The 25872-nt window shown below is 58.0% G+C and carries 21 protein-coding genes; 8 read left to right on the top strand and 13 right to left on the bottom strand.

The window, feature by feature from the left end:
• The 3 genes from ABJK56_RS15045 to rpiB all read left to right on the top strand — a co-directional run.
• Nucleotides 1-1329 (top strand): YifB family Mg chelatase-like AAA ATPase (locus ABJK56_RS15045; protein ID WP_347245490.1); only part of this gene is annotated, 1329 nt, incomplete at its 5' end.
• A 268-nt stretch (nt 1330-1597) separates the two neighbouring features.
• Nucleotides 1598-3010 (top strand): MFS transporter, encoded by a 1413-nt coding sequence (locus ABJK56_RS15040; RefSeq protein WP_347245489.1) that lies wholly within the window; start codon nt 1598-1600, stop codon nt 3008-3010.
• Between the two features lie 466 nt (nt 3011-3476).
• Nucleotides 3477-3929 carry a ribose 5-phosphate isomerase B gene (gene rpiB / locus ABJK56_RS15035; RefSeq protein WP_347245488.1) on the top strand — a complete coding sequence of 151 codons (453 nt, stop codon included), beginning with the start codon at nt 3477-3479 and terminating at the stop codon, nt 3927-3929.
• A gap of 123 nt (nt 3930-4052) precedes the next feature.
• On the opposite strand, the gene ABJK56_RS15030 is transcribed toward rpiB, so the two are convergent.
• The gene (locus tag ABJK56_RS15030; protein WP_347245487.1) at nt 4053-5225 is read right to left on the bottom strand and encodes a hypothetical protein; all 1173 of its coding nucleotides are present in this window, start codon (nt 5223-5225) and stop codon (nt 4053-4055) included.
• Between the two features lie 484 nt (nt 5226-5709).
• Between ABJK56_RS15030 and ABJK56_RS15025 the strand changes: the two genes are divergently transcribed.
• Nucleotides 5710-6930 (top strand): GspE/PulE family protein, encoded by a 1221-nt coding sequence (locus ABJK56_RS15025; RefSeq protein ID WP_347245486.1) that lies wholly within the window; start codon nt 5710-5712, stop codon nt 6928-6930.
• Nucleotides 6931-7014: 84 nt separating this feature from the next.
• Here ABJK56_RS15025 and ABJK56_RS15020 read toward each other — a convergent pair whose 3' ends face one another.
• The 4 genes from ABJK56_RS15020 to ABJK56_RS15005 all read right to left on the bottom strand — a co-directional run bounded on the left by ABJK56_RS15020 (nt 7015) and on the right by ABJK56_RS15005 (nt 10369).
• Nucleotides 7015-8649 carry an Nramp family divalent metal transporter gene (locus ABJK56_RS15020; protein WP_347245485.1) on the bottom strand — a complete coding sequence of 545 codons (1635 nt, stop codon included), beginning with the start codon at nt 8647-8649 and terminating at the stop codon, nt 7015-7017.
• Between the two features lie 236 nt (nt 8650-8885).
• Entirely contained in the window at nt 8886-9452 is a 567-nt protein-coding gene (locus ABJK56_RS15015; protein WP_347245484.1) for a hypothetical protein, read from the bottom strand.
• A gap of 240 nt (nt 9453-9692) precedes the next feature.
• Nucleotides 9693-10142, bottom strand: coding sequence for a hypothetical protein (locus tag ABJK56_RS15010; protein ID WP_347245483.1), 450 nt, complete (start codon nt 10140-10142; stop codon nt 9693-9695).
• Nucleotides 10143-10219: 77 nt separating this feature from the next.
• Nucleotides 10220-10369: a hypothetical protein gene (locus ABJK56_RS15005; RefSeq protein ID WP_347245482.1), complete on the bottom strand. Its 150-nt coding sequence runs from the start codon at nt 10367-10369 to the stop codon at nt 10220-10222.
• Between the two features lie 314 nt (nt 10370-10683).
• On the opposite strand from ABJK56_RS15005, the gene ABJK56_RS15000 reads away from it, so the two are divergent.
• A complete protein-coding gene (locus ABJK56_RS15000) occupies nt 10684-11949 on the top strand; it encodes a beta-ketoacyl-[acyl-carrier-protein] synthase family protein (protein WP_347245481.1) in 1266 nt (421 codons plus the stop codon).
• Between the two features lie 48 nt (nt 11950-11997).
• Here the strand turns inward: ABJK56_RS15000 and ABJK56_RS14995 are convergent, their stop codons facing one another.
• The 6 genes from ABJK56_RS14995 to ABJK56_RS14970 all read right to left on the bottom strand — a co-directional run bounded on the left by ABJK56_RS14995 (nt 11998) and on the right by ABJK56_RS14970 (nt 18184).
• Nucleotides 11998-12354 (bottom strand): hypothetical protein, encoded by a 357-nt coding sequence (locus tag ABJK56_RS14995; RefSeq protein WP_347245480.1) that lies wholly within the window; start codon nt 12352-12354, stop codon nt 11998-12000.
• A gap of 253 nt (nt 12355-12607) precedes the next feature.
• Nucleotides 12608-13957, bottom strand: a complete 1350-nt coding sequence (locus tag ABJK56_RS14990; protein ID WP_347245479.1) for a trypsin-like peptidase domain-containing protein — start codon at nt 13955-13957, stop codon at nt 12608-12610.
• A 296-nt stretch (nt 13958-14253) separates the two neighbouring features.
• Nucleotides 14254-14958, bottom strand: coding sequence for a hypothetical protein (locus ABJK56_RS14985; RefSeq protein WP_347245478.1), 705 nt, complete (start codon nt 14956-14958; stop codon nt 14254-14256).
• Between the two features lie 344 nt (nt 14959-15302).
• Nucleotides 15303-16364 carry a Gfo/Idh/MocA family oxidoreductase gene (locus tag ABJK56_RS14980; RefSeq protein WP_347245477.1) on the bottom strand — a complete coding sequence of 354 codons (1062 nt, stop codon included), beginning with the start codon at nt 16362-16364 and terminating at the stop codon, nt 15303-15305.
• A 172-nt stretch (nt 16365-16536) separates the two neighbouring features.
• Nucleotides 16537-17412 carry a UDP-3-O-acyl-N-acetylglucosamine deacetylase gene (lpxC, locus tag ABJK56_RS14975; RefSeq protein WP_347245476.1) on the bottom strand — a complete coding sequence of 292 codons (876 nt, stop codon included), beginning with the start codon at nt 17410-17412 and terminating at the stop codon, nt 16537-16539.
• 70 nt (nt 17413-17482) lie between these two features.
• Nucleotides 17483-18184, bottom strand: coding sequence for an OmpH family outer membrane protein (locus ABJK56_RS14970; protein WP_347245475.1), 702 nt, complete (start codon nt 18182-18184; stop codon nt 17483-17485).
• 415 nt (nt 18185-18599) lie between these two features.
• On the opposite strand from ABJK56_RS14970, the gene leuS reads away from it, so the two are divergent.
• The gene (gene leuS, locus ABJK56_RS14965; RefSeq protein ID WP_347245474.1) at nt 18600-21467 is read left to right on the top strand and encodes a leucine--tRNA ligase; all 2868 of its coding nucleotides are present in this window, start codon (nt 18600-18602) and stop codon (nt 21465-21467) included.
• Nucleotides 21468-21528: 61 nt separating this feature from the next.
• Here leuS and ABJK56_RS14960 read toward each other — a convergent pair whose 3' ends face one another.
• Entirely contained in the window at nt 21529-22518 is a 990-nt protein-coding gene (locus tag ABJK56_RS14960; protein WP_347245473.1) for an NAD-dependent epimerase/dehydratase family protein, read from the bottom strand.
• Nucleotides 22519-22839: 321 nt separating this feature from the next.
• Between ABJK56_RS14960 and ABJK56_RS14955 the strand changes: the two genes are divergently transcribed.
• Both ABJK56_RS14955 and ABJK56_RS14950 read left to right on the top strand, forming a co-directional pair.
• The gene (locus ABJK56_RS14955) at nt 22840-23706 is read left to right on the top strand and encodes a ThuA domain-containing protein (protein WP_347245472.1); all 867 of its coding nucleotides are present in this window, start codon (nt 22840-22842) and stop codon (nt 23704-23706) included.
• A 212-nt stretch (nt 23707-23918) separates the two neighbouring features.
• Complete coding sequence (locus ABJK56_RS14950) at nt 23919-24899, top strand: sugar phosphate isomerase/epimerase (RefSeq protein WP_347245471.1); 981 nt, start codon at nt 23919-23921, stop codon at nt 24897-24899.
• 82 nt (nt 24900-24981) lie between these two features.
• Here the strand turns inward: ABJK56_RS14950 and ABJK56_RS14945 are convergent.
• Nucleotides 24982-25872 (bottom strand): HAMP domain-containing methyl-accepting chemotaxis protein (locus ABJK56_RS14945; RefSeq protein ID WP_347245470.1); only part of this gene is annotated, 891 nt, incomplete at its 5' end.

Below are 25872 nucleotides of genomic sequence, written 5' to 3'. Positions count from 1 at the left end.
CCGGCGGATGTCCCTAAAGAGGCGGCGTCTTTTGACCTACCAATCGCCTTGGGGATTCTGGCGGCCAGCGGGCAGATGGCCATGGAAAAGCTGGCGGAATACGCCGTGGTCGGAGAACTCGCGCTGGATGGCACATTGCGCCGCGTTCGTGGCGCTCTCAGCATGGCCATGCGGTTGGCGAAAGATGGCCAGTGCCGCGGTCTTATCGTCCCCGCCGATAATGCCCCCGAGGCAGCGATTGTGGAGGAGGTCGAGGTGATTCCGGTCTCTTCCCTGACCCAAGCGGCGGCATTTCTGTGCGGGGAAGTGGAAATCGCGCCCCATCCTTCACGATTGGAAGAGCTCTTTCAGAAGACAGCCACCTACGAGGAAGATCTGGCTGACGTCAAAGGCCAGGAAATGGCGAAGCGGGCGTTGGTAGTGGCCGCGGCGGGGGGACATAATCTGCTGATGATTGGTCCCCCCGGGTCTGGTAAAACCATGCTGGCCAAGCGTTTGCCGACGATCTTGCCAGAGTTAACCCCAGCAGAATCTATCGAGACGACGCGGATTTACAGCGCAATCGGCAAGGTGAACCCGCAACAGCCGCTTCTGGCGACACGGCCTTTTCGGGCTCCGCACCACACAATCAGTGATGCCGGCCTGGTCGGTGGCGGTTCCGTTCCGGGACCCGGAGAAATCAGTCTGGCTCACAATGGGGTGCTGTTCTTAGATGAACTTCCGGAGTTCAATCGGCGGACGCTGGAGGTCTTACGGCAGCCGTTGGAAGACCGCTCAGTGACGATTGCTCGTGCCAATGTTACGTCCACGTTTCCCGCGAATTTCATGTTGGTGGCAGCTCTCAATCCGTGTCCGTGCGGTTATCGGAACGATCCCCGTCGCCCCTGCCACTGTACGATACCGCAAATTGAGCGGTATATGTCGAAGATCAGCGGTCCACTCCTTGATCGGATCGACATCCATTTGGAGGTACCAGCCGTTCCTTTTCAGGAGTTGATGGTGCAGCGACAGGGGATGACCAGTGCCGAGGCCCGGCAGCTTGTCACCCAGGCACGAGCCGTTCAAACCAGGCGTTTTTCTGGGACGCGAACCCGCTGCAACGCGGAAATGACCCATCAGCAAATTCGCCGATTTTGTCGCCTAAACCAGGCCTCGCGATCGCTTCTCCAGGCGGCGATGACGGAACTCGGCTTGTCCGCCCGGGCCCACGACAAGATTCTTCGCGTCGCCCGGACCATTGCCGACCTGGACGGGACCGACGAAATCAGCGAAATGCACATCAGCGAGGCCATCCAGTATCGGATGTTGGATCGGCAATTCTTCAAGTAACCGTCTCCGTCTCATCAAGCACTGCGTCCCAGAGCGGCGGAGGTTTGCTGGTCAAGGATTTGCTGGTCAAGAGGTTACGGCCCCGACGCTGACCACGTTTTGGAAAATAGTGCACTTTTTAAAACAGCAAAAGGGCTGCTATAATTCAAAAGTTAAAAGCTGTGAACCATTTCAACTGTTTTTGCCTCCACCTATTGGGTCTCTTTGCTACCAAAGCGGGCTCAGTGATTTAGTCGACTCGCTTGTAACTAAGGCTTGAACGCATCCCATGAGCCAAAGCGACACGGAGGAACCCTCCAACCGACCAACGAGCGTGTGGAGTTCTCGCCAGTACCGCATCTATGCCCCCAGTTGGTTCGCCATGGTTCTGGCGAACCAGATCGAAATGGTGACGCTGGGAATCTATCTCTACACCAGGACGCAGGATCCGATGGCGCTGGGCTGGTTGGGGCTTGCGCGGGCATTGCCCGTCGTCCTTCTCGCGCCTGGAGGTGGCCATCTTGCGGATCGACTCAACCGACAGCGGCTTTTTGCGTTGACGCTCCTGGTACAGGCATTTTGCGGTGCGGTCCTGGCTGTGGCAGCCTTTCGCAACACTGCCTTAAGCTGGGTGTACGCGGTCATTGTGGTGGAAGCCGCCACGGGGGCGATTGGCACGCCTGCGCGGGCTGCGCTTCTTCCGCTCCTTGTTCCAGCCTCGCAATTCAGTAAAGCGGTGGCCTGGAACAGCAGTATTTTCCAGATGGGAACAATGATCGGTCCTGCCCTGGGGGGAATCATTCTTGGCAGGACCCACGACTTTGCGCTGGTCTTGTTCCTGGTAGCGGCGGCGCGGGCCGTCGCTCTAGTGGGCATTCTGTTTTTGCGGCCCCGTCCTCAAATGCGGGAGAATGGTGAACGTTCCGCTCAGGAGGAGATCTGGGAGGGGCTCAAATTCGTTTGGCACCATAAGCCGATTCTCGGTGCCATCAGCCTGGACCTATTCGCCGTTCTCCTAGGCGGGGTCACCTATATTCTGCCTGTCTTTGCAGAGGACATCCTGAAAGTCGGAGCCACAGGTTTGGGTTTTCTACGCTCGGCAGAGGCCTTGGGGGCCATCACGATGGCCATGATTCTTGCGCACGCACCCCCCATGCGGCATGCCGGCCGGAATATGCTGCTGGCTGTGACCGGATTCGGACTGGCGACGATCATTTTCGCGCTTTCGCGCAACTTCTGGCTCTCCTTCGCCATGATGTTTCTGATCGGGGCGCTGGATAACGTCAGCGTGGTGGTGCGGCACACGCTTGTGCAGATGCTGACCCCCGATCATATGCGGGGACGAGTTTCCGCGGTCAACAGTGTGTTCATCGTGCTTTCCAACGATCTGGGAGGTCTGGAATCGGGTGTGACGGCCAAACTTTTTGGGGCGGTGGGATCGGCGATTATCGGTGGCACCGGGGCCATCCTGGCAGTGCTCGTGGCGCTCAAGCTGTGGCCCGAGTTGGCACGGATTGGCCGACTCGATGAAGTGGAGACGCTGGGACAACTTCCCAACCCACCGGAGAAAGAAAACCAGGCGCGTCCACCCACTTTCACTTCTCCCGCTCCGATCGTTTCTTCAGAGGCTCAGTGGTGCGCAATTGACGCACAGGTGGGAAACAAGCCGGAAGATCATTCCCTGGCGTCGGGGCGATCTTAATTACCGTTGCCGCGGGCGAGGCTCAAACGGTGTTTCGCTTCTCCTGGGGTCCGATCGGAGACTTTCGCCCATTATCAAAATTTACTGGCAGTTTAACGTTTCTTTTCGCATCGCTTTTGTGGCTACCCAGTTCGATAGCTAGGCTTTCGGCGAACCATGGGATGGAGAAGGTTTGTCTAGAAAAGAGACAACCGTAATGGGCAGAAATAAGCTATACCATGGCTGACCACTGCTAAAGAAATTGAAGGTTCAGCAGCGTCGCCACGGTGGTGTTTCTGCATGTGGGACTGTGGCATGGTATAATCAGAAAGTTGGTCGTACTGCAGGTCGTACTTGTGGTGCATACATGACACAGCTTTCCGTTGACAATTTCACGTGCGTTGAACGCCTCCCGGCGTTGCGACGTAGGAGCGAAATGGCAATCGTGAAGCCTGGTTCGGAGGGGTGATCCCAAGGGAGAAAAGCAATGCGGATCGCGATCGGCAGCGACCATCGCGGCTCTACCTTACGACACCGGTTGATCATTTTTCTGCACCATCTCGGGCAGGAAGTGGTGGATGTCGGTGTCGATTCGAACAATGGCGTGGATTATCCCGAGGTCGGGGCCGAGGTGGCGCGCCGGGTGGCATGCCAGGATGTGGATCGGGGCATACTCATTTGCGGCACCGGCGTCGGAATGGCAATCGTGGCCAATAAGTTTCCCGGCGTCCGGGCAGCACCGTGCTTTGACGAGCTGACCGTAGAGATGGGGCGGCGACATAACGACCTCAACGTCCTCTGCCTGCCTGCCGACTTCTTGACCGAGTCGCTAGCCGACCGCCTGGTCGAAATTTGGCTTCGCACGGAGTTTGAAGGAGGTCGGCATGCGCGGCGACTGAACAAGCTCGCGCGACTCGAGATGGCGCGGCGACACTGCTAGCTAGACGACGCGCACCCACCTCACGCGCCCCATCCCTCAACCCGTTGTTGGCAGTACCCATGTCAGCATCGGATACGGGGCCCAGCAAATCGGCTTGCTCTGGACTGCTGGGTCTGAGACGCCTCACTGGAGCGGCGTTTCGGAGGGGGTATCTTCTGCAGATTTCGTGCTCTCTGCGGATTTTGCGCGATCTGCCGACAGACCGTTGAGCCAGGACTTCATCCACTCGGGCGCGTGATGATATGTGTGGGGAATGCCTGGCAAGGGAATGTTGGCAAAATCATACTGTTTCCCACCGAAAAAGTTGAGGGCATAATAAGCGATGAGCAATCCGCCGATTCCACCAAGCACGATGCCCACAATTTCGCCTAGCAGTGATTTTTGTGGTCTGGCTTTGCGGACTCGCTCACGGTAATCAAGCTGTTTCTCGTCGGTTTCCAACGTTGGAAAAACCACAGCCTCCCCGGACGTTTCGCTTTTCGGCGAAGTGGCGATCACCTCGAAATCGGCGGCGGTCCGGTCCTCTGAACGGAGCGATTTCAGGTATAGTCGGGTGATCCATCGAGCCGCGGCCAGTCCCAACGGTTCACCGGTTTGCTGAACGACCAGCTCACTGAGAGGGACCCACTGGTCGGCGTCCGGCAATCTGACGAGGAGGACTTCGTCTTCTGTTTCCACCTCGGCCGGTTGTTCCCCGCCGCTACCTTCTTCGGTCGATGGCGCCTCTGCTTCAGCGGATTCGCAGGTCGCCGTGGCTTCGTCGGACCTCTGCTCCTCAGACGGCGGAATGTCTTGTTGCTCTTCAGGTTTGGAAATTCCCTCCGCTACAGCAGTTGCAGAGGTCTCCCCTTCTATGGAGCTTTCATTCAATTCGTCAGCAGGCTCCCGGCTTTGCTCTTGTCTCCGCTCCTCTGGCCGATCAGTGGTGAAGACGAGCCGATAATCTCTGGAGGCGGGCAGATCGAGTAACTCGTCCTCGGGCAGTTCGAAGACCCCGTCTTCAACGCCATCTGTGCTTTGTGACGCTTCGGGGGATGGTTCCTCGATCTCCTGCGGGGCAGCGGAGTCACTCGTCTTCGCCGCCTCGGAGGAAGAACTCGCATCGGCCGGCGAGCGCGATTCCATTGGCCTTTCTCGGTTTTTCAGTATCGAAGTATCAGAACCCGTTTCGGTCTCGGCCTCGGTGAAGTCGAAAACCTCATTCTCGCGCAGGGTTTCGCTCTGAGACGACTGATCGTCCGCAAAAGACTGGCGCTCATCTTCTCGCCGAGGAGTTGTTCGATCGGAACTGGCCATCCTCGCACCGCCTCCACGCAAAAATTTTGCCACCTTGGGCATGAACCTCTTTCGCCACCAACTCACAATTTGAGTATAACCTCCCGTCCTCCTTTCTGGTAATCCGAACACGAAGCATATCGGCTATTTTTCCGTAAGGAGGTAGCTCATGGCTAAACCATCCAGTTAGTGGAAGCCCGGCTTTGCCCACACCCATCTTGGCAAGACAATGCCATTTTCAGGCACGGCCGCGATGATCGCGCGGCGGAACGTACTGAGATCCGTTGCACCCGATTCACGCCTTTTGGCTTAACCCCGTCGCCAGTCATTGAACCGGGAGCCGGGCAAACCGGCGCGTGTGGCCGCCACTCGGCACCGATTGCTTACCCCGGTGAGTCCGAACCGAACAAACTCCCGCCCGTATCTTCACGCGGCTCTTCGTTGTATTCTAGCTATACCGGTGTATTGCAGCGTGCGCGGATTTATTTGGTGGAGGAGATTGGCAATGGCGGAAATGGCATTTCCCCGCTTCGAAAATATCCTTGCCTCGTGTGACGAATCGGATCCGGAATTCGCGGTGCGAGTAGTGGACGAACTCCTGAAATGGGCGGGAGAACTTGATGCGAGCGATCTCCATCTCAATCCCCTGGAGGATGGATTAGAAGTCCGCGTTCGTGTCGACGGGGTTCTCCATCGGGCGGGGACGCTACCGGCCTTCGCACAGCGGAAGGTCATCACACGGATGAAAGTGTTGGCTGACCTGCTCACCTATCGAACTGATATCCCTCAGGAAGGCCGAATTCGGCGACCGGCCGGAGGGCCGGAAGTCCGCATCAGCACCTTTCCCTCACTTTATGGCGAGCGCGTCGTAGCCCGATTTTTCCCCGAGGAGACCCGATTCAAACTGCTCGAGGACCTGGGGTTTCCGGATCGCATCACGCAGTTGTTGAAAAAGTTGTTGCGGGAAACTTCGGGAGCGATCTTCATGACCGGTCCTGCCGGCAGCGGCAAGACCACCACGATGTACGCATGCTTACGAGAACTGGTGCAGGAGGACATCCCGCGGAGCATTATTACGATTGAGGACCCCATCGAAGTGGCCATTCCCGGCGTCATCCAAAGCCAGGTGGAACCGCGTGTGGGGTTGGACCTCAGCGCTGCACTGCGGTATCTGATGCGTCAGGACCCAGAAGTGGTCGCGGTTGGGGAAATTCGCGATCGTGCCACGGCCGAGGCCGCCGTGGAGGCTTCTCTGACAGGTCATCTCATTTTGAGCACTTTTCACGCAGGTGGGGCGGCAGAATCGGTAGGTCGCCTTCTTGACATGGGCATTGAACCCTACCTCATCCGCAGCGGTGTTCTGGCAGTCCTTTCTCAGCGGCTCCTACGCCAGGTATGCGCGTGCAGCGAGTGGACCGATGACCCGCAGGCTGCCTTGGGTTTGCCGGTCGATCGCGTCCGGGTGGCTCAGGGGTGTCCGGAATGCCGCAACACCGGCTACACGAACCGTTTTTCCATCGCCGAGATTCTGCTGCTTCAGGACGAAAAAATCGCCCGAGCGGTGCTCGAACGCGTTGACGTTGTGACACTGGAGAAGTTGGCCCTGGAACAGGGAATGGTGTCGCTTTGGGACTCGGCTGTGCAGGCGGTCAAAGAAGGGCGAACCACACCCGTGGAGGTACGGCGGGTCCTCGGATGGAGTGACTACTGGAAAATCCTGGAGTAATGTTTCCGGGAAATGGCAGGAGCTGGCTGGCGCGCTCATCTGGGGAATTGTTCCCGTAGTCCTGGACGATTGTGTGCCGGTTGGCTATCCTGCCAAAAGTTGCCGCAGGCCCATCCAGGCCCCGGCGATTCCGGCAATCAAAAGCGCAGTGGCGGAAATCCACAGGCATATATCCCACAAAATGCCCGGCCGAAGTGCCGGTGAGCATTCCCGATAACGGTAATACAGAGCAGTTCCCGCCAACATGGGGAGCATGATGGCCTGCATGAAGCCACTCGCCACGATAAGTCCCACGGGTTCCCGATACCACAGGCACGTGAGGAGAGCAAAAACCGGGAATCCGATGGCGAAGGCTATCACCCATCGCTGAGGTGGACCCTGCTTGCCGGATTCTCCCGTGACAACAATTGCCACTGCGTCGGCTGCCACGCGGGAGTGCCCGGCCATCGCTGAGAAAAACGTGGAATACAGAACCGCAAATGCGCCCGTCAGGAAGAAAAGTTTTGTCCAGCTCCCGAAGACGGGCACGTACATCTCACTGAGATGGGCGATCATCTGAGCACCGCTGGGAATCAAGTTCGCCCGATGGAGAATGGCGGCACCAAGGATGTAAAAAGCAGCAGTGGCGAAGGTGTAGATCACCATGGAAAGGAAGGCGTCCGCACGCATGACGCGCATCCACCCCAGCGCTCGGGAGACCCAGGCGGAAGAACCATCGGAAGGTCCAGTATAACGGCCATAGCCTTTCTCTAGGCACCAATAAGGGTAGGTGATCAGCTCATTGGTACCCATCCCGATAATTCCGAACGTTGCCAAAGCGGTGCCGAGGGCCGCCCAACGGTTAGCGCCCGGTGGTAATTGGAAACTTAGCCCACTCGCAAGGTCGCGCCATGTGATCGCCCAGTCGGGCTGAAATTGCAGGGCCACGACGCAAAAGACGGTCACGAGGGTGAAAATCGCCACCAGGATCGTGCAAACCCACTGGATCAGGCGATACCGACCGCATGTCAGAAGCGGGATCGAACCGAGACAGATCACCACTGCCCAGAGAAGATCGTCGGTGAGCCAGGATGCCCCCACACCATAATTCGGCCGCGGTCGTCCCAACCGTTGGCGTACTTTCGTCTCGATTTCAGAACGCGCTGGGATTTTTTCTCTCACATGACCGGTTCGGCGAAGTTCGTCCAGGACCTCCTGCCGCGCCCGGGCCGCTTCGGCATCCCATTGTTCCTGGGCGGCCAGCAATCGCGTGAAGCTGCCGTTAATTGGGAACGCCAGCGCGAGGGCCTGGCCCACTCCGTGGGCAATTCCGCCGAGCTGGGCAAGGCTCACCACAAACATCACAACCCAATACCACAACATCCAGTGCACGCGAAACCGCGGACCGGGGAGTCGGTTGATCGCCAGCAGCGTGGTCTGACCAGACTGGATGGCGTAGCGCCCTAGCTCCACCTGCACGAAGACTTTGCTCACGCAGCCCAGAATGATCAGCCACAGAAGAGTGAACCCGGCTTCCGCGCCTGTGCGGGGAGTTAAAATCAGCTCGCCCGAACCCACGACGGCCGCCGCGATGATCATTCCCGGCCCCATGCGGAGCAACATTTCCAGGAAATGGCGGGGCGGCGGGCGAACTCCTTCATCGATTTGTGTAGGAGACGGCTGAGAACGTCTTGACGGGACCCGCTCTTGGTGAGAGTCACTCACGTTGCGATCGGCCATTTTCCCCTTGGTCAGTAATAGGATCCGGGAAAAATTTAAAGACCACCTTAGGGTCAAAACTTTGCCGTCTTTCAGGCGTCGGTCATTGTAGAAAACGCGGGCTCGCCCCGCCAGTCATGGACACGGTTTCGCTGCCGGTGACAGGACGGAAACGGCCGCCCAGTATGGGACGCACACACGGAAAAGGAAGAGGGTGCAAATCAGAACTGCCGGCCATTTCGCAACATCGGTGACGTCTATTTCGGCATGGTGCCGGTTCGGCTTCCCAGGCGAGTCCAACCATCCTGGCTTGGTTGGGATCCCGAAGGCATGAGTGCTTTTGGCACGGAAATGGAACGTTCTTGCTGCCCATTGGAAGGCGCTGACGCTAATTGGGAATCAGCTTCTGGGCGGTCCTTAACTTCGGAGAGCGGCCGATCCTCGATCGAGATGATGTTTTCCGGAGGAATGCCCAAATCAATGAAGGGTTCCATTTCCTCGCGGGTGAGCGGTTTGCCCAGGGGCTCGGGTATCCTTTCCGAGGTCGCAGCTTGCACACTCACGCTGGTGTTCTTTTTCGGATAAATCTTGCGTGCATGGCCGGGATGGCGGGAAGAAGAAATGCTTGCCGCTTCCGGGTGAGAAACCGGCGGTTGCCTTTGGAGGATTGATCCTGCGCGATAGTGTGAGGATGGTGTAGGACGCCCGTCCTCACGGAGGACAGGACCAGCTTGGTCGTAGGGGCTGCAACACATCCGGCAGCCCAACAGGGTGACAAGCCCCACTGCAAGAAGCCAGGCGGCAGTGATAGGGACGGATTTCATGGGCGTTTCGACCTCTCACGTCGGCGAGGTAATCTCCCGAAAAGGTTCCCTCACCGTATTTCATTCGACCGAACAGCCCGCAAAATCCATAAAATTTGCCTGGCTTTCGCCGATGAAACTGGCCGTTTCGTCTGCCAAAAACTCCCTGAAGTTAGAAGAAATAGCCATTGCCCGCAATTAACGGCGTGCTGCCACGGCGGGCGACGGGGGCCACCATGCCCGTGGGGTACCGCGAGGCACTTAGTCCTTGGCCCCAAGATCTGCCAAAAACGCCTCCTGGATCAGGAGATTCTCTTCATGCTCGTGCTGGGCAATGGCTTTCTCGAACTCGAGAAAGGCCTCTTTCGCTGTTGCCCACCAGACCTGGGGCTCAACTCCATCGGCGCATGTTTTGTGGCAATAAGATTCGAGCAAATCAAGGATCGGCTTGTGCTGACTTTCCAGGATCTTAGCCCGTTCCACCAGGCGCGGAGCTACCAAAACGGCTTCTGAGAGGTAGCCACCTTCTTCCTCATACCGGAAGTGCTCGGCCAACAGTCGGCAGAGGAACTTTGTTTTTTTGGCGATCTCGCAGCAGTCCGTCGTGTGATTAACGATTGCCGCCTTAATTTCGGCGATAAGCTGCTCGATCTGGCGATGTTGTTCCAGCAGCGCCTGGACGTCAGCAGTTGAAGCGCGCGAGATGGTCATGACAGTCCCTCCCAAGAAGTTCAAGTTTTCCCGGATTTGCGAAGCCACCCGTGTGCTTCGCTGCACTGGCCCGTCCTTTAGGCCGTGCCGATACCCGTCACATCTATTCCCGTTCCACCGTTAATTGTGACAGTTATAATCACCGTCGTCAAACATTTTCCCGGTATTTTCTTTTCAAGTCGGCTACCGATCTTGCGCAGCTTTTGCGCCTCCGGTCTTTCACGCATGAGACTGGATGCTGGACAAACTCGTCCTATAGGTTTGGAGGGTTGCATTCGAATTGTCACGTGTGCTAATTGTTTTTCGCCGATAAGATACCGATGAATCCCTTGGGTGTCTCCCCAGTCACGTGTCGGACATATCGGATATACTAGAATTTTCCCTCGGGCCTGTGATAGTTTAGGTAAAATGCTAGCTTTAGTTCGAGCGGAGGCCGCATTCTCGCCGCGCTCAGCGTTTTTTATTACAGGCGAAGTGCGAAAAAAGTTCGTGGGTATCCAACCGGGAGGGAATTGGGCTCAGCTTTTTGTATCAATTACGCATGCTCTCAACGGACATCGTCATTACCGGAATTGGGATCGTCAGCCCGATCGGCACCGGCGTGGAGGCCTTCACGGAGTCGCTGCTGGCCGGGCGATCGGGTGTGGAGCGGATTCGATTATTTGATCCCTCGGGACTTCCTGTCCGGTCAGCCGCGGAGATTAAGGATTTCGATCCGCGCCGGTTCGTGCCCAATCGGAAAGCGCTCAAGGTGATGGCCCGGGACGCCCAGCTCGGGGTGGCCGCGGCGATGCTGGCCTGGAAGAGCGGAGGCCTGGAAACGGCCGGCCTGGATCCGGACCGAGTCGGTGTTGTCTTGGGGGCGGATCGAATCTGCGGCGCTCTGGAGGACAGTGAGCCCACTTATCGCGCGTGCATGGTGGACGGTCACTTCGACTTCGATCGCTGGGCCCCGATGGGCATGCCGGCAACTTTTCCCCTCGTCTTCCTCAAGGTTCTCCCCAACATGGTCGCCTCCCATATCTCCATCGTTCTGGACGCCAGAGGCCCCAACAACACGATTCATCAGGGGGACTTGTCCGGACTTCTGGCGGTCATTGAAGGGGCGAGCCTCCTCGAGCGCAACCTTGCCGACGTGGTCCTGGTAGGCGGGGCCAGCTCCCAGATGAATCCCTTCGATTGGGCGCGATTCGGGGTGATTGGGCGACTTTCCAAACTGGCGGACGACGGGGTGGGTAGTCCCAGACCGTTTGACCGCGATCGGGACGGAGAAGTGCGGGGGGAAGCCGCCGTTCTATTCGTCCTGGAACGCGAACATCACGCGCGAGCTCGGGGAGCTCGCATTTGGGCCCATCTTCGCGGGTGGGGGCGATGTTGTGTTTACCAAAGGTCGCATGTCGATCAGCGATTACCGGCCCTGGAAAAAGCCATCAGGCTGGCACTAAAAGATGCGGAACTCCAGCCCCGGGAAATTGGCCATGTTAACGCCCAGGGTGTGGCCACCCGCGTGGATGATATTTTGGAAAGCCGGGCGATCGAGGCCGCACTGGGAGATATCCCGGTAACTGCCCCGCGCAGTTTCTTCGGAAACACCGGAGCCGCCGCGGGGGCACTGGAACTGGCAGCGACAATAGTACTGGGGCCTCACCAATTGTTGCCCCCAACTCTTCACTACGAGCATCCCGACCCCGAGTGTCCTGTGAACGTGGTGTCCCAACCCCAAAAGCCGTCCAGCAACTTGAACGTGGCGGTCAATTGGACCCCGGTGGGCCAGGCCGCTGCCCTGGTTGTGGAAACGAACCCGTAACCTGGGACCATTTGGTTGGTGAAGAGCCTTCTCGAAAACATTGCAGGATCACGCGAGGCGGAAGGTTTCCACCGCCGTCGGGCGGTTCCCCATAACCGATTGCCTGGCCGATCGCGCGGAAGTATCCCATTTGTACCGGCTCAACTCAATGGCGAGCACGACCACCGCGATGATAAGGGCCAGCAAAGAAAGGCCAAGCATTACGGTGAAGATATCAACTTGGCGAAGTCGCTCGCGAAGGGTGGGCTTGGGCGGCTTCGCCAGTGCCGTGTCTTCCGCAGGGGGGGGACCCACAGGCGGCACGCCCAGTGCGTGAGAGTCGGTTTCGGCCGCCCCCGGAGAAAAATCGGGCCCAGGGGCCATCATCTCATCCAGGTTTTTGAAGGGATCATCTGCCTGGGACACTTTCGCGGCTCCTTTATGCTTCAAAACAGATGAGCATTTCTCACCCCGCGTGGCCTTGCCAAATCAAAATTCCAGGCGGTGACCGCGTCGTGGTGATCTTCCTTTCTAAGTATGATTAGGGAGCCAGGTTCAAGCAACCTTGCGCCGTCGCGCCAGGCGGCTTAACGTAGTCGAAATGACGAAAGAAAACCGCGGGACAAAACTCGCAGGCGGCTAGTCACAAAACTTCGGACACGTGTTACGGAACCGAGTTTCAGGGGCTTTCTGGCCGCATCGCTATTGAGAAGTACCCGTAATACGTTTCGTTGCCCCGTAGGATAAAGAACTTGAGGGGGAGAAAACTCGCAAAATCCGGCCGGCGAATGATGTAGAGGACATTTTCCACGGAGATCGTTTCCCACAGATGCATTCCCACCAGGACATCGCCCTTTCGCAAACCCTGAGAGGCAGCCGGGCTTCCGGGCCGCACCTCGGTGATTAAAAGCCCCCCACGATAGTGCGTTTGAAATTGTTGTCGAAATCTCTCGGGCGGAATGGGCTCCAGACGCAGTCCGATCAGTGACCAAATCTCATCGGCGGGACCGGCGTTCTTCGGCTCCGCCAGTGTCAGGGCAAGATGGTCCTCCGTGGTGTGGTTGCGAAGAATCACAAAGTTCAGCGATGTGCCAGGCGATTTGTCCAGCAGAATCCGCTGAAAGTCGAGTGGATTGGAGACCTTTTGGCCGTTCACTTCCGTGATCACATCGCCGGGCAGGAGGCCGGCTTTAGCTGCCGGGCTATCGGGTTCGACGGACGCGACTGTGAGCGGTCCGGTGGGTGGCAGCGACTGGAACGTGATTCCGTAGCGAATACGTTCGCTGTTGATCTCGGCGAGCAGCCGGGCTGCGGCCTCCACGACCCGATCTACTGGGATGGCAAATCCGATTCCCTGGGCACCGGCCCGTACGGCGACATTGACTCCGATCATTTCCCCGTTGATGTTGAGGAGTGGGCCTCCCGAATTGCCCGGGTTGATACTGGCGTCGGTTTGAATGAGGTCATCATAATACTGTGCGTCGCTCACCTGGACCGCCCGATGCAAAGCACTAACGATTCCCCGGGTCGCGGTGTGTTCGTACCCATAGGCGTTACCCAGAGCAATCACGGATTCGCCAGGCATGAGATCGGAAGAAGTACCGATCTTGATGACTTGAAGGGGACGATCGGGATCGATCTTGATGATCGCCAGATCGGTTTCAGGGTCGCGGGCAAGGAGTCTGGCGGTGTAGCGAGTCCCGTCGTACAGCGTGACCTCAATGTCGCGGACACCATCCACGACGTGATGATTCGTGACGATGTAGCCCCGCTCGTCAATGATGACACCCGTGCCCATTCCATTGACACGGCGCGCAGGTTCTGGCCGGCTCGCCGTGCCCGCTGTGGTAATCAGCGTTTTTTCGCCCCGGATATTGACCACTGCCGGGCGGGCGTTTCGGATGGCAATGACGATGGGGGTTTCCCGTGGATTATCTGCGGAAAGCGTGTATCCAGCGGTGAGTGTGAGATAGATCGCAAAAAGGGCACCAGCCCACGCCGTCAGATTGAAGGATCGTGTTGCAAGCATGTTCTCGGCAGGCCGTTGGTTAGGATTTGCTGGGACCCATGCATGACGTGAGCCCGCCCGTTCTGCGCTGGGTCAGGCTAGAATGGATGAATCGGAAATGTCTTTTGCCTGCTTGATGCGTCTCGCCGGAGGCTCAAAAACTCATCTCATCTTTGCTAAGTTGTCATCTCAAATAGGACTGATCAATGGACTCTGCAACGAGATCCCACCAGCTCCGGGCCGAGGAGGGTGTGCCCTCGTCCAGGTTGAAGGAGCTTCCGCGACAAGTTGATAAGGTGAAACAAGCGTTCCTGAAATCAGCGGGCAAGCAGACGCTGCAGGACCGACGGATTCCGCGCCGGTGTGTCCGGTAACACAACTTGCTGGCTTTGTGCACGGACAGCCACACGCTGGTCGGCGGGGAGCGCGAACAGCCAGGAGTCCGGGAATCGGTTGCTACTCGGCGGTCCTCCGGCCGACGTCGGCGAATCCTGGTTGGGAGGCGGGGGTTCGCGTTCCGGAGTCGCGAGCGATGGCGGAGATGCTGAAAAATCGCGCCACTCACTCGCCACCGGCGGTTGGGGAGCGAGCATGGGAGCTGAGCTTTGCGGAAGAGGCGGCGGTGTGGGAATCGGTTCCGGCTCGACTGGCCCTTGAGAGGAGCCTGTTGGGCCGGTACGTGCCGGGGCTGGAGCTTCCAAGACCGGTCGAGTGGGCAGGGCGTAGAATTTGCCCCCGGGACTCTGTAAAGCGCGGCGGAAACTTTCCGGAAAAACATGTTCCGCCCAGGTACTTCCCCCCATCGTATCCGCGGTTTGGTCACCCAGAGACGTGCCAGCCGGGCGGAGTGCGGCGTTCGCACACCGCACTGACGAGCAATTGAGGCGGAGGCAGTTTCGCCGATAACAGGCGGTATATCGTCCGCAGGGGGAGAACCACGCGCTCCGGCAGCCGGACAAACAAATGGCCACCACGGCCGTCAGAAGGCTGATCGCAAATGTGCGCCGTCGTATCGATGTCACACGATGTAGGCCCGTCCAAATAGTTGTTTGAGTGTGCGACCATCCCCCCGCCTGTCCACGAGGCGTGCCCAGGCAGCGTATCTGCCGGGTCTTTTCACAGGAGGGCACGTCGCCCCTCAGAAAGCCCGCCAGCAGATGTTAAAGAGAATCGGTCCAAAAATTGACGAAACTTTGACGATTAGCCAAACATTGCGTGCCCTGCCAGCCCGATGTCGCGAAAATTGGTAGCCTGGGGGTGTGGGGAAGTTTGCTTAGTCTTTCGCGGACAGTTACCCTCGAAAGCGGACGCGGTATTCGGGGTAGTGGAGAAACCGGGTGACTTGGGAAACGGGGTGAGATTGGGATCAGGCAGCCCGCCGCCATTCCCTGATGGTGGGTGCCCCTAAAGGTTCGCCCAGTCGGCGGAGGTCAAGCGATTGGATGACGGCCTCGGCGAGGCCGACGGCTTCCAGGCCGCTTTCTCCGCTCACCAGCGGGGGGCGACCGGTCCGCACTGATTCCACGAAGTCGTGAAGCTCATCTTCGAGGGGGTCCCGGTCGCTGACGATGAGCTCCTGATAGTCAAACCACTGGGATTCGAACGTGTGCTTAAGCTCTTCTAGCTCCGCTCCCGACAACCGCGTGATATCCAGCATGCCCTGCCGCAGTTTCTCTCCCAAATGACACACGGTTGTTTTGCGGGCGGCAAAGTCGATGTCGATAATGGCATCCCGGGTCCACACCCGCATCCACCGGGTGGGCTGCCTTTCGATTCGCGAAGTCTTTAGCACAGCGGAAGCCCCATTTGCAAAATGAAGCTCTGCTTGCGCGATATCCTCGTAGGGGCCCAGGAGAGCGATACCCGTGGCGCGGACTGCGGACGTCGGGGCCCGAACGATGGCCCGGACCAGATCAAGGTCGTGAATCATCAGATCGAAAACGCATCCAATATCTGTGGACCGAAAACTGAAGGGGCCTTGGCGGACCGTTTCCACACGCCAGGGATCGTGGATGTAGGGGAGAGCGGCCTGGAATGCGGGATTGAACCTCTCGATGTGCCCCACCTGAAGAATAAGGCCAGTTTTGCGTGCCAGATTGACGAGAGGCTCTGCCTCCGCCATACTCACGGCGAGTGGTTTTTCCACGAAAACATGCCTTCCTTTTAAGAGACACTCCTCTACGATGGTGGCATGCGTGGAAGCAGGAGTGGCCACAACCACGGCGTCACAGGCTTCAAGGAGCGGTCGGTAATCTTCCCAGGTCGGGCAGTCGCACTCTGCGGCGAGTGCGAGCCTTCGGGCCTCGACCGGATCGGCGACGCCGACCAGTAGGACGTTGGGAAGCCGCCGGATTTTTCGCGCGTGAAATGTTCCCAACCGACCAGCGCCGATCACGCCGATGCGTATAGCGGTATGTAAACCTGGCATGGTTTCTCGGAAATCTATCCCACGGGTTGGTTCTAAGTTCTTCTGCACGGTTGGCCACCCCGGCCGTGGAGCGAACCCGCGTCGCTGACGTTCGACGCTGTACTCGCCTCGTCCCGGACTCTCGATTGGGCAGGGGATTATTGGTTGCCTCCTTTGCCCTGGTAGCTGGGTTTCATGCGCACGAGCGCAGAGTATCTACCGCGGGAAACTGCTGGACGAGCTGAAGGCCCAGTTGGGCGTTCAGCCGGTGACCGCTGCGGTAGGCGCAGAATCGGCCGACCAGATCACATCCACAGAGTGCCAGATCTCCCACCATATCGAGTAATTTGTGACGGACGCACTCGTCGGGGAACCGCAGTTCGTTGTCGATGGGGCCATGCTCATCGAACACGAGCAGATCCCGCGGTGTGGTGCGGCGGCCTAAACCCTGGGAGAGAAGCCATTCGGCTTCCTCCTTGAGCATGAATGTTCGGCAGGGAGCGAGTTCCCGGCGAAACGTCTCAGGGGTCAAAGTGAGACCGAAACTTTGACGCCCGATCGGCCCTTCTGGTCCATAATCCAGGAGGTATCGCATGAAGCATTCCTGGCCCAGTCCGGGGCGAGCCTCGAACCAGCACCCATTTTCTTCCACGCGAACGACGGTACTCAAAATTCTCACTGGACGTGGCATGGGCTGCTTAACAATTCCCGCTGCCAAGAGGGCTTCCACAAAGGGGAGGGCAGAGCCGTCGCAGCCCGGCATTTCGGGGGCCGTAACGGCGACCTCACAGTTATCGATCTGGAGGCCGCCCAGTGCCGCCATGACGTGTTCCACCATTTCCACCCGAACGCCTCGGTATTCAAGGCAACTTCGCCGTGGCATTTCGATGCGATATTCCAGCCGGGCGGGAATTCGGGGGCGGTGGCGGAGGTCCTCGCGCACGAACACCACTCCCGTGTTGGGCGGCGCCGGTCGAAATTCCACGCGGCAGTCCTCTCCCGACCAGTATCCGAAGCCCTCGACGGCCACCGAGCGAGCAATCGTTTGTTGTGATCTGAAGGAGAGCATCAAGGTCGCAAATTGTTGTGCAAGGGTTGACAGTTCTGCCGACAGACCAATAACCGCTGTTGCCACTTGATCACCGCAGGGTACCCGGAGTGGTGGTCCGAGGATAACCGCCCTGGCTGGGCACTACCGGCAAGGAGTTGGTAGAGGCCGATGTCGTCGCCGATTGAGCACGGGCGTTGAGCCGCTGGAGCACAATGGGGGTCAGGTCCAGTTCCGGGGCCTTATAGACGATCAGTTGGTTGATGTAGCGGAGGACATCGTCGGGCGAATTCGGATCGACCTCCTGACCGTTGAACCGCAGGACCATCACAATGCCGTTGGCCGCGGCGAGATACTGGATCTCGTTGACGATTTCCTGATACGTGGCGTAATGAAGTTTGGCCTCGCGCAGCAGAAATTCCTTGCGCTTCTTGATGACTTCCGCTTCAAAATCTTTTTGCCGCTTGACGAGGGTATCATCGATTTGATTATAGGTGGACGATCCTGGCTGATGGTCCTTGAGCTGTTCCGCCAGCGCCTTGAGAGACTCCTGTTCCCGCTGAGCCCATTGCTCCACTGCCGCCGCTTCAGACCGCAGAGCGCTCATTTCCTGCTTGAAACGAAGATGGTTTTTGAAGATGTACTCAATATCCACCACAGCGATATTGCGGACGGCCGATGGCCGCACGGGGGTTGTCGGAGCTGCCACCTGTTGGGCCGCCAGTTGGTAGACGAGGGTGCCGCTGACCAGGACGAGTCCCGCTCCCAGCCAAAGCCAGTGCCTTTTCAACATGATCTTCCTCCTTGAAGTACTGTTGACGGTCGCTCCTGACCAAAAATCACTTCCTAAGAGTACCGATTTGCCTCCGACGCGTCGAGACCAGTTCCGAAATCCAAAGAGGCAAAAGAGGCAAAAGGGTGGAACCGGAAGAATGCGGAAAGACAGATCCGGTGCCTGCCGGAGAGTCGGCCCACCCGCTGCGTGAACCGTCCCTTTACCCCCGGCGCCCGTACCCGTTAGAATCCAGATTTCTGATGCATTTCCACCGGGATGAAGCTCGATTTTGCAAATTTGCCCGATCTCTCCCAACTCGAGGAAGTCATTGGCGCCATCTTCGGGCTTTGGAGTTCCATAAATTATCGGGCGGTGACTGACGCCAGCCCATAAGAAAAAACGTTCCCCACTGGATGACGCGAGGGACTATCCTATGCCACGCTATAACCCGTCGATTATCGAGCCCAAATGGCAACGCTATTGGGAAGAGAATAAGACGTTTGCCTGTCCGCGGCTTCCCACGGGACCGAAATATTATGTGCTGGACATGTTCCCCTATCCGAGCGGCGAAGGGCTCCACGTTGGCCATCCCGAAGGGTACACCGCCACAGACATCATGGCCCGCTACGCCCGAATGAAGGGCAAGTGCGTGCTCCATCCGATGGGCTGGGATGCCTTCGGACTTCCCGCGGAACAACATGCGAAGCGAACTGGGGAGCATCCTCGGACAGCCACCTATCGCAATATTGCGAACTTCCGCCGGCAGCTCAAAATGATCGGCTTCAGTTACGATTGGGATCGGGAGTTCGCCACCACCGACCCGGACTATTTTCGCTGGACGCAGTACATTTTTTTGATCCTGTACGACACCTGGTATGATCCGGAACAACAACGGGGACGGCCGATCAGTGAACTTCCCATCCCGGAAGAGGTTGCCGCCGAGGGGGAGGACGCCATCGAACGTTACCGGGATGAGCACCGTCTCGCCTATCAATTAGAAGCGCCGGTGAACTGGTGTCCTGCGCTGGGTACGGTATTGGCCAATGAAGAGGTGGTGGGAGGAGTCAGTGAACGCGGCGGTCATCCGGTCATCCGCATTCCTTTACGGCAATGGATGCTGCGGATAACAGCGTACGCCGACCGCTTGGAAAAAGACCTCGACCTCGTCGATTGGCCGGAAAGCATCAAGACACTTCAGAGGAACTGGATCGGGCGAAGTGTGGGAGCAGAGGTGGACTTTTTCATCGGCACGTTCTGGCAGAAGCCCGGCATTCCCTCCCGGCGGGAATACGAAGGCTGGTGCCGCGATCGGGAGTTGGCCGGTTTTCCCAAAAAGCCCGACGAATCCTGCCTGCGGATATTCACTACCCGGCCTGATACTCTGTTCGGAGCCACCTATATGGTGATCGCTCCCGAGCATCCCTTTGTAGACCGACTCACCCTTCCCGAGTACCGCGAGGCCGTCGAAGCATATCGGGAACAGGCTGCCCGAAAAAGCGATCTGGATCGCACGGAGCTATCCAGAGAAAAGACCGGAGTCTTCACAGGATCGTATGCAATCAATCCGGTGAATGGCGAACTGATTCCCATCTGGATTGCCGATTATGTGCTGGCAACCTACGGAACAGGGGCAATCATGGCGGTGCCGGCGCACGACACTCGCGACTTCGAATTCGCTAAACAATACAATTTGCCGATTGTGCCGGTTGTTGATCCTGGGGATCGACCGGCTGTCTCCCGGGAAGATGTGCTGGCCGGGAAGATCGCGTTCGTGGAGGATGGCGTGGCGATCAACTCGGGACCCTACAACGGCCTACCTACGGCCGAGTTCAAGAAGAAGATCACCGAGGACCTGGCGCGTCGTGGGCTGGGACGTGAAGCCGTGAATTATCGTTTGCGGGACTGGATTTTCAGTCGCCAGCACTTCTGGGGAGAGCCGTTCCCGATCCTTCACGAACTCGATGACCAAGGGCGACCGACGGGCCGTGTGCGACCGCTTTCCCCTGAGGAGTTGCCGCTCGACTTGCCCGCCAACATGCCATTCGATGCCAAGCATGAAACCCCTGAGCCCCCTCTGGAGAAGGCACCTCCGGAATGGCTTTACGTCACCCGTGACGGAAAACGCTACAAGCGCGAAACGAACACGATGCCGCAATGGGCGGGGTCGTGCTGGTACTATCTCCGCTTCATCGATCCAAAAAACGATCGTGCCCTGGTGGACCCCGAACTGGAAAAAGCCTGGATGCCGGTGGATCTCTATGTAGGCGGAGCGGAACATGCCGTCCTCCATCTGCTCTACGCGCGATTCTGGCACAAGGTGCTTTACGATCGGGGCCTGGTGAGCACGCCGGAGCCTTTCCAGAAACTCGTCAATCAGGGGATGATCCTCGGCGAAATGGAATACACCGGCTACCAGGACGAATCGGGAGCGTGGGTGAGTGAGGACGACATCGAAGAAATCGGCGAGATGCGATTTGTGGTGAAGACTACCCGTAAGCCCGTGCGGCCGATCAAACTCCGCGCAGATCAGGTGGAAAAGCGGGGAGACGTGTTCGTCCTCAAAGAGAATCCCCAGATTCGCGTGGATGCCCGGGCGTACAAAATGTCCAAGAGCCGAGGAAATGTCGTCAATCCTGACGATATCGTCCGCGAGTATGGGGCCGACTCATTGCGGCTTTACGAAATGTTCATGGGACCGCTCGAGTCTACCAAGCCGTGGAGCATGGAGGGCGTTCATGGTGTGCGGGGCTTCCTCGACCGCGTGTGGCGGATGATTGTGGATGAGCGTGCCGAAGTAGCTCAGGTCAATCCGGCCGTCCAGGATGTCGAGCCCACTGAAGAGCAAAATCGGGTGCTTCACCGCACGATCAAAGCGGTGACCGAGGATGTGGAGCGCATGGAGTTCAACACCGCTATCGCCCGCATGATGGAGTTTGTCAACTTCTTCCTCAAACAGGAAGTGCGGCCGAAAAAGGTGATGGAGACCTTCGTGCTCCTGTTGTCCCCATTCGCCCCGCACATTTGTGAAGAACTGTGGCAACTACTGGGACACACTCAAACGTTGGCCTACGAACCCTGGCCGGAATTTGATCCGGAGCTCGTCCGAGAGCGCCAAATCGAGGTGCCGATTCAAATCAACGGCAAACTCCGCGGCCGAATCATCGTACCTCCGGAGACCGATCAGGAGACCCTTGCGAAGCTCGCCCGGGCAGAACCTCGAATCGCGTCGCTTCTTGAGGGAAAGGAGATCGTCAAGACGATCGTCGTGCCCGGTCGACTTGTGAATTTCGTGGTCAAATAGGTTCGCCGCTATCTGCCGCTTCGACATCCACCGCATCTCAGACAAAAACGCGGAAACGGCTTCAATCCGCCAACCGGATTGCCCGCATCGTGTCGCGGTGCGAGAGATACCAATCGACGCATCGGGCGATGCCTTCCTCGATAGGCACCGCAGGCGACCAGCCCAAGAGTTTTTTCGCCTTGTGAATATCCGCCCAGGTGGCGGGAACGTCGGCGGGATGAGGCGGACGACGTTCAATTCTGGGCTGTTTTCCCAGTTTTTCTGAAATCAAGCGAATGACATCATTGAGCTCTACGGAGCGGTCACCGCCCAGATTGATGATCTCGTAACCCAATGGGCGAAGAGCAGCAATCGTGCCGGCGGCAATGTCGTCCACGTAGGTGAAGTCCCGTTTTTGGGTCCCGTCTCCGTACACGATGATCGGCTCGTCTTCCGCGATCTGGCGGATGAACCGAAAAATACTCATGTCAGGTCGCCCGGCGGGACCGTACACCGTGAAATACCGCAGCACCGTCACGTCCAGTTTGTGCAAGTAGTGATAAGTAAATGCAAGTGTCTCGGCCGCCTTTTTCGACGCCGCATAGGGAGACAGGGGACGGTTGGTATCAGCGTCTTCCCGGTAGGGGACGGGGTTGTGCGCACCATAGAGGCTGGAAGTAGAGGCGAGGATGAACTTGCCGATTCCATAACGGCGGCAGAATTCAAGGAGAACCAGCGTGCCTGTGCAGTTGGCTTTGTAATAGACAGCAGGATTCCGGACGCTCGCCCGCACTCCGGCCCGTGCCGCCAGGTTGATCACGGCCGATAAGGCGGGGTTGCCAGCCCTGGCAAATGCATTTTCCACCTGCGCTTCGTCGGAGATGTCCACTTGTTCGAATCGGAATTGGGGGAATTTTTTCAGGTTATTCAGACGCCACTCTTTCAACCTGGGGTCGTAGGCGTCGTTGATCTCATCCCAGCCGAGCACTTCGTGTCCCTGCGCAAGGAGCATCTCGCAAACGCGGGAGGCGATGAAACCAGCGCAACCCGTAACCAGATAGCGTTCACTCATCGTCGCCGCCTTCTTTCTATGCACTTAAAAAGCCTGTGTTCAGGGCACTGGATGAAACGCGCCAGCACCTCCGGCCCATTCCACTGCGGACAAGCCGTGGGGGCCATCCGTGTCAGGCCGAAACAACGCACATTGGTGACCTGGAACCTTCGTGACGGCAGCCAACAGTCTCACTTAGCGAAAATACCTGCCGGGTGTCGCTGCCGGTTAAAAACGATGCTATCATAAAAAACGGTTTTGCCAAAAGGTCGCCTTCCCCAGTACTGAACAGGTTTCTCTGCGTCCTCACCTTTTTGGTTCTTCGTACAAGGAGCTCACATCATGAAACGTCGCGAATTTCTCGCTGCCGCAGGCGCTGGCGCCCTGGTTTCGGCCTTGCCCTTCCGCTGGACTGAGGCCTCCTGGAACAAACCTCGAAAAATCCTCTACTTTACCCGCTCGGCAGGCTTTGAACATTCGGTGGTGGCACGCAAAGGAAAAGACCTTGCCCATTCCGAGCGGCTGCTCACGGAATGGTGTAAGGAAGTCAACGTGGAGGTCGTCTGCAGCAAGGACGGTGGGGTTTTTGATGGGGATCTCGATCAGTTCGACGCCATCGCCCTGTATGCGACCGGTGATTGGACTAAGCCGGTCGATCGGCCCAACGAGCCACCCGCTACCGAGACAGGCGTGAAGCGACTCCTGGATGCCATCGCTGCGGGGAAAGGTGTCATCGGTTTCCACGCGGCGAACGACGCGTTCCACAGCCGTGGCAGCGAGGTTTCCCCGTTTGTGAAGATGATCGGTGGGGAGTTCCTGAGCCACGGCAGACAGCAGGAAGCTACGATCAGGGTTGCTTCGCCCAAATTTCCCGGTTGCCAGAACCTCGGCAAATCTTTCCGCATGCTGGAAGAATGGTACGCCATGAAGAATCTCGCGGATGACCTCCACGTTATCCTGATTCAGGATACCGAGGGCATGGTAGATGCATGTTACCAGCGCCCGCCTTATCCCTCCACGTGGGCCCGGATGCACGGCAAAGGCCGCGTCTTCTATACCTCCCTAGGACATCGGGAGGACGTCTGGGAAAGCAAGATTATGAAGGACCTCACACTTGGCGCGCTTGCGTGGGTGTTGGGGGAAGTGGCATTCGACCCGGTTCCCAACGTTAAGGAGGTCACACCCGGTGCCAATCAACTCTCGCGATAAGCGAGATGGCAATCCTTCCGTGTCTCTTCGTGGTGCATAGTCATTTCGCTGGGCCACGAAGCACTGTTTTGGCTCTTGTGCTTGACATTGCAACGAAGAATGGGATCCGGCAGGGGCCGGAGTCAATGGTCCCTGCCGGTACTTTCGGGGCTAAACGTACCTCGTGCAGTAATTGTGGATTTCGGTGGTGAATCGGGAGATCCGTGATTCCTATGGCGACCTCATTGCGACCTTTTTCCAGGCGAACTTTTGTCAGCGCCCTGGGGACCACGCTGGTTGGACCGCACGTTGTGCTGGCCAGTTTACAAGCACAGCCCAGGACGTCGGCCACGGGAGATGCCTTGGCCGGCTTCCGATTTTGCCTGAACACGGCGACGATTCGTTCCCATAAGTTGTCGCTTACTGAGGAGATCGATTTGGCGGCCAAAGTGGGTTACGACGGCATCGAGCCGTGGACTCGCGAAATCGAAGAGTTCCTGCAGCAGGGCGGAAAGCTGGCGGATTTGCGCAAGCGCTTGCAAGACGTCAACTTGCGTGTAGAAAGCGCCATCGGGTTTCCAGCTTGGATGGTGGACGATGATACCCAGCGGGCCAAGGGATTCGCGCAAATGAAGCGGGAAATGGAGTGGATTGCCGAACTGGGTGGAAATCGGATTGCTGCTCCACCCGCCGGTGCCTACAATCCGCCGATCCTGGACCTGAGAAGAGTTGCCGAACGTTATGCCGATCTGCTTGAGCTGGGTCGGACCATGGGGGTGACGCCGCAGTTGGAAATCTGGGGTGGCTCCGCCAATTTGAGTCGGCTCAGCGAAGCTGCATTTGTTCTCGTGGAGTGTGGGCATCCCGACGCGTGTGCACTCTTCGACGTATTCCATATTTATCGGGGAGGATCACCTGTGGAAGGACTCCGCGTGTTTAACGGCGCGGCCCTCCACGTTTTCCACATGAACGACTATCCGGCCGATCAACCGCGTGAAAAAATCCGCGATTCTGATCGCGTGTTTCCCGGAGAAGGCGTGGCCCCACTTTCCCAGATTCTCCGCACCTTGCGGGAGATTGGATTTCGTGGCGCTTTGTCGCTGGAGTTATTCAATCCTCAGTACGCGAAAATGGACGTGGAAACGGTGGCGCGGCGGGGCTTGGAGTCGATGCGTGAGGCCGTCAGAAAAGCGCTGTCGGCCGAGGCGAGTTGAAACACTTCGGAAACTTCGACGGGGGCTAGGCCCCGGCCGACAGCATTTCCCCAAAAGGTGCACGACAAGGATCTTCTGAGGATTACGTCTTGAATCCACTGACCAATTGCCGCAGGGCGTCCGCCTGGGCACCCAGTTGCTCGCTGCTGGAGGCCATTTCCTCGCTTCTCGCTGCGGATTGCTCGGCTACATGGGCAATGCCCTGGACGGCAGTCTGAACCTCCTGCGCCACCATGATTTGCTCGTTCGTTTTCTGGGCAATTGCCGACACTTTTTCGGCGGTTTCCTTGATGTTTTTGAGAATCTCCTCCAGCGAGCTGCCCAGATTATCGCTCATCCGGGCACCTTCTTCCACAAGCCGTGTTGATTCCCGAATGAGCTGGGCGATTTCCTGAGCCGCGTGGTTGGTCCGTTCGGCGAGCTTGCGAACCTCATCGGCGACCACGGCGAAGCCCATGCCGTGTTCCCCGGCGCGGGCGGCCTCGATGGCCGCGTTGAGCGCCAGAAGGTTCGTTTGGCCAGCAATTTCGGAGATCACCTGGATAATGTCGGCAATCCGCTTGGAGCTTTCGCGAATGGCCTGCATGGCTTCCACCGACTTGGCCACGGCCGCCCCACCGTGCTCCGCGGATTGGCTGCTCTGGCGGGCCAAATTGTCGGCTTCCGAAGCCAGCTCGCGGATGGCGCTGACCGATCGCGTCAACTCCTCGATGGAGGCCGTCATTTCCTCCACACTGGCAGACTGTGTCTGCGCGCCCTGAGCAACCACCTGGGCGCTCTCGGCCACAATGCGGGCACCTTCCGTGAATTGGTCCGCACTGACCACAACCTGATGGATCATTTCCTGAAGGCGCTCCACGAAGCGGTTGAACCATCGTGCCAACTCGGTCACTTCGTCATTCCCTTCTTCAGGAAGACGCTTCGTCAAATCACCCTCGCCTTGAGCGATATCTTTCAGCGAGTCAACGACGCG

This window comes from Thermogutta sp., from assembly GCF_039793925.1.
Taxonomy (GTDB): Bacteria; Planctomycetota; Planctomycetia; order Pirellulales; family Thermoguttaceae; genus Thermogutta.
The sequence above is the reverse complement of the archived record's forward strand: the minus strand, read 5'-3'. Positions and strand labels throughout refer to the sequence as shown.